At 73.3% G+C, this 7,011-nt stretch carries 6 protein-coding genes and 1 pseudogene; 3 read left to right on the top strand and 4 right to left on the bottom strand.

The features are described 5' to 3' along the window. The 4 genes and pseudogenes from B7767_RS00285 to B7767_RS00270 all read right to left on the bottom strand — a co-directional run. Positions 1-646: pseudogene (locus tag B7767_RS00285) on the bottom strand (asparagine synthetase B); the annotation flags it as partial. A 32-nt stretch (positions 647-678) separates the two neighbouring features. Further along, positions 679-1,632: a PLP-dependent cysteine synthase family protein gene (locus tag B7767_RS00280; protein ID WP_256923266.1), complete on the bottom strand. Its 954-nt coding sequence runs from the start codon at positions 1,630-1,632 to the stop codon at positions 679-681. 33 nt (positions 1,633-1,665) lie between these two features. Further along, positions 1,666-2,460 carry an HpcH/HpaI aldolase/citrate lyase family protein gene (locus tag B7767_RS00275; protein ID WP_085570284.1) on the bottom strand — a complete coding sequence of 265 codons (795 nt, stop codon included), beginning with the start codon at positions 2,458-2,460 and terminating at the stop codon, positions 1,666-1,668. Continuing rightward, positions 2,457-3,317, bottom strand: a complete 861-nt coding sequence (locus tag B7767_RS00270; protein WP_085570283.1) for a TauD/TfdA family dioxygenase — start codon at positions 3,315-3,317, stop codon at positions 2,457-2,459. The genes B7767_RS00275 and B7767_RS00270 overlap by 4 nt, the downstream gene beginning before the upstream one ends. Positions 3,318-3,749: 432 nt before the next feature. On the opposite strand from B7767_RS00270, the gene B7767_RS00265 reads away from it, so the two are divergent. The 3 genes from B7767_RS00265 to B7767_RS00255 form a co-directional block, all read left to right on the top strand. Continuing rightward, a complete protein-coding gene (locus B7767_RS00265; protein WP_085570282.1) occupies positions 3,750-5,021 on the top strand; it encodes an MFS transporter in 1,272 nt (423 codons plus the stop codon). Between the two features lie 335 nt (positions 5,022-5,356). Then, a complete protein-coding gene (locus B7767_RS00260; RefSeq protein WP_073936204.1) occupies positions 5,357-6,364 on the top strand; it encodes a cyclopropane-fatty-acyl-phospholipid synthase family protein in 1,008 nt (335 codons plus the stop codon). Positions 6,365-6,382: 18 nt separating this feature from the next. Next, a partial coding sequence (locus B7767_RS00255) for a thiamine pyrophosphate-binding protein (RefSeq protein ID WP_256923265.1) occupies positions 6,383-7,011 on the top strand: 629 nt, incomplete at its 3' end.

Below are 7,011 nucleotides of genomic sequence, written 5' to 3'. Positions count from 1 at the left end.
GGGGCGTGCCGCCCAGGTCGCACACGAGCGTGGTGCCCGGGGCCAGCACCTCGATGTCCTCGAACATGGTCCGCTCGCCGAAGGGCGTACGGGTGGCCAGGTAGGCGTCCAGCGCGGTGTCCCGCATCCGGGCGCCGACCGGGCCGAAGCCCAGCAGGGCGGGGATCTCGGAGGCGAAGTGCAGGGAGCGGGCGGCCTCGTCCCACCTGAGGTAGAGCGGCTTCATGCCGATCTCGTCGGTGGCCAGCAGCAGCCGGGGCACCTCGCCGCGCCGGTCGACCAGCGCGACGGCGTACATGCCGTCGAGGTGTTCGGTGAAGTCCTCGCCGTACTCCAGGTAGAGGGCGGGAACGACGTTGCCGTCGCAGCGGTCGGCGAAGGTGTGGCCGCGGGCGCGCAGCCGGCGGCGCAGCTCGTCGTGGTTGTAGATCTCCCCGTTGAACACGGCCTGGACGGGGCCCCCGAGCCCGTACGGCTGCTGTCCGCCGTGCGGGTCGACGACGGCGAGCCGGTCGTAGCCCAGGCCCCAGCCGGGGGCCCGGGTCATGCCGGTCGCGTCCGGGCCGCCGTGCCGCTGGAGGGCGGCGACGGTGCACATCTCGTGCGGTGTGGCCACCGCGTTGAAGTAGCCGTGGATCCGGCACATGTCTGCCTGTCTTTCCGTGCGGGGACGACGGGTCAGCGGAGCGTCGTCGACAGATAGCGCTCCCCGCTGTCGGGGAAGACGGTGACGACCGTGGCGTCCGCCCAGCGGGGGTGCGCGGCCACGGTCCGGGAGGCCCACGCGGCGGCCCCGGAGGACACCCCGACGGGCAGGCCGGTGGCGCGCACCACGTCGCGTACGGTGGCGGCCGCCGCCTCGTCGGGCACGGCGAGGACCTCGTCGACGAGGGTGAGGTCGGTGATCTCGGAGACGTAGCCGGCGCCGATGCCGGGGATGCCGTGCGGGCCCGGCTCGCCGCCCGACAGCACCGCGGAGCGGGCCGGCTCGACGGCGACGACGTGCACGTCGGTGCGTTCCTTGAGGTAGCGGGCGGTTCCGGTGAGGGTGCCGCCGGTGCCCACCCCGCACACCAGGACGTCGACGCGGCCGCCGGTGGCCTCCCAGATCTCCGGTCCTGTGGTGTCGTAGTGGGCGCGGACGTTGGCCGGGTTGGTGTCCTGGTGCGGCACCCACGAGCCGGGCAGGGAGCGCTGGAGCTCCTCGGCGTGCGCCCAGGCGGCCATGAGGCCGTCCCCGTGCGGGACCAGGACCACCTCGGCGCCCAGTTCGCGCAGGATCAGGCGGCGTTCCTCGGTGGCGTTGTCGGGCATGACGATGACGCAGCGGTGGCCGCGCCGGGCGCACAGGGCGGCCAGCGAGATGCCGGTGCTGCCCGAGGAGCACTCGATGACGGTGCCGCCGGTGGCGGGCAGCCGTCCGGACTCCTCGGCGGCGCGCATCATGGCGAGCGCGGCCCGGTCCTTGACGCTGGAGAGCGGGTTGAGCATCTCCAGTTTGGCGAGCAGGGTCACGCCGTCGGTGAGGCCCGGCAGGTCGACCCGCAGCAGCGGGGTGCCGCCGACCAGGTCCTCCAGCGACCGGGCGATGGAGGCGGCCCGGCCGGGCCGCAGGTCCGTGTCTGTCGTCACTGTTCCCCCAAGTCGTGTGGTACGGCGGCCGGTTCAGGCGGCGAGGTGCCCTCCGGCGGCCGTCAGGTGACGGGCCGCGGCCTGCTGCAGGTGGGTGATGTCGCTGGAGACGGTGGCGAAGGTGAACCCCTCGGCGAGCCGTTTGGCGGCGCTCTCGCCGTCCAGGACGTGGATGCCGCAGGCGATGCCGGCCCGGTCGGCGGCGTCGGTGACGCGGACCAGCGCGGCCTCGAGCGCGTCGGCGGTCGCGGGATCGCCGAACCAGCGGGCGCCCAGGGCCGCGGAGAGGTCCGCGGGGCCGACGTAGACGGCGTCGAGTCCCTCGGTGGCGCAGATGGCGTCCAGGTTCTCCAGCGCGGCCGCGGTCTCGATCATGACGATGCAGGCGACCTGGTCGTCGATCTCGGCGGGCACGTCGCCGAGGCGCAGCCCCGCGCGCACCGGCCCGGCCAGACTCCGGGTCCCCGCCGGATGGTGACGGCAGGCGCGTACGACGGTGAGGGCCTGCTCGGGCGTCTCGACCATGGGCACGACCACGCCGCGGGCGCCGGTGTCGAGGGCGACGCCGATGGCCACCGGGTCCGGCGAGGGGACCCGGATGATCCCTGCGGAGCGGCCCCGGGCGTCGACGGCGAGCATCGCGGCCTGCCAGCCCGGCTGGTGCATGACGCCGTGCTGGCCGTCGACGCCGAGGTAGTCGTAGCCCAGGCCGGCGATGCGCTCGGTGGCGGCCGGGTCGTTCAGGGCGATCCAGTAGCCGACGAGCCGTTCGCGGTCGCGCAGGCGCTGGGCGAAGGACCCCGGCTCCTGGGCGCGGAGGCCGCTCATTCGCCCTCCTCGATGGCGTAGCTCCGCTTCCCGTCCAGGCCCACCGGCACGTCGCCGTTGATGGAGACCCGGTGCAGCACGCGCCGGTGGCGGTCGTAGTCGTTGACGGCGTAGTGCTGGGTGGCGCGGTTGTCGAAGATGAGGACGTCACCGGGGCGCCAGGTCCAGCGCGCGGTGTTCTCCGGGCGCCGTACGTAGGACTGCAGCACGTCGAGGATGGGGCGCGACTCGCGCGGCGTCAGGCCGACCAGCCACTGGGCGAAACCGCCGAGGAAGAGGACCGGCTCGCCGGACTCGGGATGGACCCGGACCACGGGGTGGGCGGTCTCGAACCGGCGGGCCAGGAAGGCCTTGCGGACCTCCTCGCCGCGCTCGGTGCCCAGGCGCGGCTGTTCGGCGTGGTTGGTGTGCACGGCCCACAGCCGGTCGGCGATCTCCCGCAGCTCGGCGGGCAGGTCCTTGTACCCCGCGGCCGCGTTGGCCACGAGGGTGTCGCCCCCGTACGGCGGGAGCACCACGCTGCGCAGCGTGGTGCCCAGGGAGGGGGCGGTGGTGAAGCTGATGTCGGTGTGCCAGTGGTCGGCGCGCTGGTCCTCGCCGTCGACCGGGATCACCTGCGCGGCGGCGTCGACGGTCCGCATCATGGGGTGCTTCTGCGTCAGCGGCCCGAACCGGCCGGCGAAGGCGAGCTGCTGCGCGTCGGTGATCTCCTGGTCGCGGAAGAAGAGCACCTTGTGTTCCAGGAACGCCTCGTGGATCTGGCCGAAGACCGAATCCGACAGTTCCGTGGAGAGGTCGACGCCCGTCACCTCCGCGCCGATACGGCCGCCGATTCTGCGTATGTCAAAAGGGGACACCGGTTTTCCTTCCGAACTCGTTCAGAAGTCCGCGTCTCCCGGGATGGGTCTCACGGTCCGCCGCCCGGGGAGAGAAAGGGGGCGCGGACCGGCCACGGGAGCGGTTGCCGGCAGCGCAGAGCAGGGGCGGCCGGACTGGACGGCACCGAGCAAACCACGGAGCGTTCGCTTCCGGCCATGGCTTCCCACACGAGTGCGACGACTTGGCCAACTCGCCCTCCGGACCGTCCGGAAGGGGCGGCGGGCCGTCCGGAAGGGGCGACAGGCCGTCCGGAGGGGGCGGCGGGCCCGACCTGTTCAAGTCGTCGGCACCCCGGTCCCCCTCCTTGCCGCCCCGGCGGCCGGCGTGGTGGGCTCGGGGAATCCCGAACCACCTTGCGCCGCTGCCGAATTCCCCTCAGCAGGCGGATTCACCCGCGCGAAAGGGCCCCCATGAAGATCGGCGAGCTGCACCCCAACATCCGGCTGCGCATCGGCGTCGGATTCGTCCAGCGCCTGCTGGCCGTCATGCTGATGCCGCTGCTGGTGATCCGGCTCTCGGAGCTGTACGGGCCCGCCGCGGCCGGTGCGCTGACCCTGGCGGTCGCCGGTGCGGGCATCGCCTCGAACTTCCTCGGCGGCCACCTCGCCGACGTGTACGGGCGGCGCCCGGTGCTGGTGGCCGGCGAACTCGGCGCGACCCTGAGCTTCGCCCTGCTGGCGCTGGTCAACTCGCCCTGGTGGTCCTCCGGCTGGGCGACGTTCGCGCTGTTCCTGCTCAACACCTGCTGCGCGCAGCTGGCCACCCCCGCCGCCGAGGCGATGATGGTCGACGTCTCCACGCCCGAGAGCCGGCCGCTCGTCTACACGATCAACTACTGGTCGGTGAACCTCGCCTTCACCGTCGGCGCGCTCATCGGCGGTTTCTTCTACGAGGGCCACTTCGCCCGGCTGCTGACGGGCGCGGCCGTGCTGAGCGCGCTGACCACGGCCGTGATCGCACGCTGGCTCAGCGAGACCGCGCCGCGCACCGGCAAGGACGTCGCCCGCGGTGTCGGGGCCATGCTGCGCGGCTACCTGGCCGTCGCCCGCGACACGGTCTTCCTGCGGGTGCTGGTCGCGGCGGCGCTGATCTCGTCCGTCGAGATGCAGATCGGCTACTACATCGCCGTCCGCCTCGCCGACGAGTTCCCCACCCAGGTCCTCGCCCGGTTCGGCTCCTGGGCGCCCGCCGTGGACGGCACGGCGATGCTCGGCATCCTGCGGGCGGTCAACGCCGCCCTGGTGGTGGTGCTGGTGCTGTTCGCCAAGAGCCTGCTGACCCGGCTGAGCGACCGGGCGCGGTTGTACGCCGGCATCACCGTCTTCGCCGTCGGCTACATGGTCTGGGCGGTCAGCAACACCGGCTGGGTGCTCATCGCCGCGGCCGTGGTGCTCACCGTGGGCGAGATCGCCGCGGTCCCGGTGCGCCAGGCGCTGCTGGCCGACCTCGTCGACCCCGAGGCCCGCACCAAGTACATGGCCGCCTACGCCCTCAACGCCCGGGTCGGCCTGCTCGTGGCCTCCCTGTGCGTCACGCTGGGCGCCTTCGTCCCGTCCCTGGCCATGAGCCTCCTCTACGGCACGGCCGGCCTGGCCGCGATCCTCCTGTACCGCTCCCTCCTCCGCGTACGCGAGGACCGCCGCTCCCGCGAACAGGAACAGACACCCGTACAGACCGCCTGAGAACGCTCCCGCCGCTCTCCGCGCTCTCCGCGCTCTCCGCGCTCTCCGCGGGCAATCGTGCCGCAGGGCGGCACGGGTGGGCGCGACGGCACCCCGCAAGCGCCGGGCTGCGCAACCCACCCCCGGCCCACACCGACGCGGAGCACCCGCAAGGCCCCGGTCAGCACGACCACCCCCGCACCAACACCGGGCACCCCACGAACAGGGCCCGGGGCCACCACCGCCCCCGCGCCAGCGGCTGAGCAGCCTCAGAGATGCCCCCACCCACCCCCTCCGCAGAGCATGGTCGCCGCGGGCAAGGCGCCCGGACCTTCTCCCGGATGAGGTGCTGAGCAGTGACGGTGGACATCGCACAGAGCAACACGCGCGGCATTGCCTCGCTCTTCAACTCGGCCGTGGCCGCCTGGGCCATCGCCGCGGCGTGGGAGATCGGCGCACTCGACGAGCTGCACCGCGCCCGCACCCTGGACACCGCCGACTTCGCGGACCGCGGCGGCCTGGACCCCGCGTCGACCACGGGCCTGTTCCGCGCGCTGTCCGCGGTGGGCCTGGTGCGGCGCGAGGGCACGGTCGTCACCGCGCTGGACGGCTTCGACGAGATGTACCGCAACAAGTCCTTCTTCCACTGGCTGGCCCGGGGCAGCGCGGAGCTCTTCCAGCAGATCCCGGCCGTGCTGCGCAACGAGAACCGCACCGGCTCCTTCTACCGGCGTGACTCCGCCGCCATCGCCTTCGCCTGCCGCGAGATCGACCAGGTCACCTACGCCCCCGCGTTCTGGGCGGCGATGGGACGGGTGGAGTTCCCCTTCACCCGGGTCGCCGACCTCGGCTGCGGCAGCGGGGCCCGGCTGATGCAGATCCTCGACCGCCACCCCGGCACCACCGGGACGGGCATCGACATCGCCCGGCCCGCGCTGGAGGTGGCGCGCGCGGAGGCGGACGCGGCGGGCCTGGCCGACCGCACCGCGTTCCTGCACGGCGACGTCCTGAGCCTCGAACCGCGGCCCGAGTACGCCGACGTGGAGCTGCTGACGTGCTTCATGATGGGCCACGACTTCTGGCGGGACGGCCGGCGCGAGAACGCGATCGCCACCCTGCGACGGCTGCGCGAGGCCTTCCCGTCCGCCCGCCGGCTGCTGATCGGCGACGCCACCCGCACCGACCTGCCCGACACCGAACTGCCCGTCTTCACCCTCGGTTTCGAGCTCGGCCACGACCTGATGGGCACGTTCCTGCCCACCGTCGCCGACTGGGAGTCCGTCTTCGCCGAGGGCGGCTGGGAGCTGGTGCGCACCAACCGCATCGAGATGACCGTGGGAGAGGTCATCTTCGAACTGGCCTGACCCGGAAGAGGCCGAGTGATGACGACATTCGCGACCGCGGTCGCCCAGGCCCTGGCCGGTTGCGGCATCGACCACGCCTTCGGTCTGGTCGGCGGCGGCAACATCCTGGCCACCGCCGCGCTGACACGGGCCGGTGTGCACTACACGGCGGCCCGGCACGAGGGCGGCGCGATGGCCATGGCCGACGCCTACTTCCGGGCCACCGGGCGGGTGGCCGTGTGCACGACCACGCACGGGCCGGGGCTGGCCAACACGGCGACCGCGCTGGCCGAGGCCGCCAAGAACCGCAGCGCCGTGGTCCTGCTGTGCGGCGACGCCCCGGTGGCGGGCCCGCGCGCCCACGACATCGACCAGAGCGCCCTGGCCGCCTCCCTGGGGGTGCCCGTCGTACGTCCGACGGACCCGGACACGGCGGTGGAGGAGACCGTACGGGCCGTGCGCACCGCGACCACCGCCCAGTGCCCCGTGGCACTGTTCCTGCCCGGCGACCTGACCGACCGCGAACTGTCCGCCGTACCCGTACCCATGGCACCGCCACCGCCGCAGACCCTCCCCGAAGAAGCCAAGGAACTCGACGAGCCCGACGAGATCGACGAGGTCCTCCCCCTCCTGTCCGCCGCCCGCCGCCCGCTGCTCCTGGCCGGGCT

It is taken from the genome of Streptomyces sp. 13-12-16 (assembly GCF_002114215.1).
Classification (GTDB): Bacteria; Actinomycetota; Actinomycetes; order Streptomycetales; family Streptomycetaceae; genus Streptomyces.
Note: the sequence above shows the minus strand (reverse complement) of the source record. Positions and strands in the feature narration are given on the sequence as shown.

Excerpts from the sequence above, each read along its gene's own strand:
- B7767_RS00265 (WP_085570282.1), top strand. The coding sequence starts at position 3,750 with ATGAAGATCGGCGAGCTGCACCCCAACATCCGGCTGCGCATCGGCGTC.
- B7767_RS00275 (WP_085570284.1), bottom strand. The coding sequence starts at position 2,460 with ATGAGCGGCCTCCGCGCCCAGGAGCCGGGGTCCTTCGCCCAGCGCCTG.